Raw genomic sequence first — 1983 nt, 5'->3', positions numbered from 1 at the left:
GGGGCCCCCGCCGTTCGGCAACGGCGGGGCGGAGACGCTCATGTACCGCATCCTCAGCGAGGAACCGGATCTGGACGGGCTTCCCGAGGAGCTCGCGGAACCGGTCGTCCAGTCCCTGGACAAGGACCCCGAGCGCAGACCCCGGGCGGCGGAGCTCGTGCACCGCGTCGCCGGTCCGGTCCCGGACGGACTCGGGGACGACGACACGACCATCGTGGCCGGGCTCATCCGCGCCCACTGGGAGCCGGATACCGGGGACGCGGAAGCGGTGTCCGCGGGGACCGTGCCGACCCCCGCCCCGCAGCCGTTCGACGCGCCCACCCCACCGGCGCGGCCCTTCGCGGACGCGACGCCCCCACCGGCTCCGTACGCGGCGACGCCTCCGCCGGTGCCGCCCCCGGACCCGCGGCTCCCGCTGGGCGGGGACGGACCGAGTCCCCGCCGCTGGAAACTCCCCCTGGCCCTGGGCGCGGGAGCCCTGTCGCTCGCGGTCCTCGGCGCGTTCGGGCTGTACGCCGCCGACCGCCTCGCAGCCGAGGGCGGATCCGACGGGCGGGAGGGCGGCGGATCCGACCAGCCGACCGGACCGGTGGCCCTGGCCGACGTCGACACCCTGGAAGGGGAGTTCACCGGTGCCGGGGCCAGCTTCCTCGGCATGGCGACCGACCTGTGGTCCGATGGTTACCGCACGGAGCGGCAGTCGGGCGTGACGATGACCTACGAGCCCTCCGGTTCGGGGGCCGGTGCGTTCCGGTTCATCGCGGGCGAGGTCGACTTCGGCGTGTCGGAGGCCGGGCTCACACCGGAGCAGGTCGAGGATGCCGAGGACGGCCGGGGCTGCCCGGTGGTGCAGTTCCCCGTGGTGACCGGCGCCGTGGCCGTGGTGGGTGGAAGCGAGAACATGGAGGGCATGGCGTTCACCCCGTCCGTGCTCGGGGACATCTACCTCGGCGCCTACACCAACTACCGGGAGATCCCGGTGACCGACGCCGACCAGGAGTCGAACGTTCCATGGCGGCCGGACCTGGAGATCGTCCCGGTACGCCACGACGACGGGGCCTCCACCGCGCGGGTCTTCAGCCAGTACCTGGCGTCGCGGAACGCCCGGTGGACCACCGACGAGTGGGGTGACGTCGCCGTGGTCGGCGCGGGGGACGAGGGCGTGCACCGGGCGCTCATGGACGCGCCGGGCACGATCGGGTTCGTCAACGGCTCCTACGCCGTTCGGAACTATCTGGTGACCTTGCCCCTCTACAACGACTCCGGCAACGTCGTCTTCCCGGACTCCGACGGCGCGGCGGCGGCCGCGGAGCGGCTGGTGCTGGGCGATGACGGAGTCGCCACCCTGCCTGAGGCGGAGGGCGAGGCCTACCCGATCATGCGGATCGTCCACGTGTTCGCCTTCGAGTGCGGATACGACGAGAGCACCGCCACCGCGTTGCGGGACTTTTGGACCTACGCCCTCTCCGAGGACGGGGCGGAGGCGGTCGAGGACGGGGGCTACACTCCGCTCGGCCCCTCGCTCGGAGAGGCGGCGATGACGTCCGTCGCCAGGATCGGTAGCGCCTGACGGAGTCGGGGAGGGGGTCAGCTCCCCTCACCGGCCGCCAGCCGCGCCCGGGCCTCCATCAGCGCGAAGCCCAGGAGGTTGAGTCCGCGCCAGCGGTCGGGCCGCTCGGCGTCCTCGTTCCGGGCCCCCAGACCGATCCCCCACACCCGGTCCCGGGGGCTGGCCTCCACCAGGACCCGTTCGCCGGTGCCGAGCAGGAACGCCCGCAGGTCCGGGTTCTGTCCGAACTTGGCGACGTTGCCGTCCACCACGATCCCGAACCGCGCCTCCTCCCAGGCCGCCTGGTCGAAGCCCCGGACCTGCCGGCCGAGCCTCTTGGCCTCCCCGGGGTGGTCCACCGCGACGATCCGCTCTGCCGCCTCCTCATCGCGAAACAGCCGTGCCTTGCCCGCCATCATGTAGTGCTCGGCCGT

At 73.2% G+C, this 1983-nt stretch carries 1 protein-coding gene and 1 pseudogene (1 of these 2 only partly in view); one reads left to right on the top strand and one right to left on the bottom strand.

Annotated elements, in window-relative coordinates; translation table 11 throughout:
• A partial coding sequence (locus D471_RS35420) for a substrate-binding domain-containing protein (protein ID WP_017600479.1) occupies positions 1-1570 on the top strand: 1570 nt, incomplete at its 5' end.
• A 17-nt stretch (positions 1571-1587) separates the two neighbouring features.
• On the opposite strand, the pseudogene D471_RS35415 reads toward D471_RS35420, so the two are convergent.
• Positions 1588-1983, bottom strand: a pseudogene (locus tag D471_RS35415) (NADAR family protein); it runs 152 nt beyond the window's last position.

The sequence above is a fragment of the Nocardiopsis lucentensis DSM 44048 genome (assembly GCF_000341125.1).
GTDB lineage: Bacteria > Actinomycetota > Actinomycetes > Streptosporangiales > Streptosporangiaceae > Nocardiopsis > Nocardiopsis lucentensis.
The sequence above is the reverse complement of the archived record's forward strand: the minus strand, read 5'-3'. Positions and strand labels throughout refer to the sequence as shown.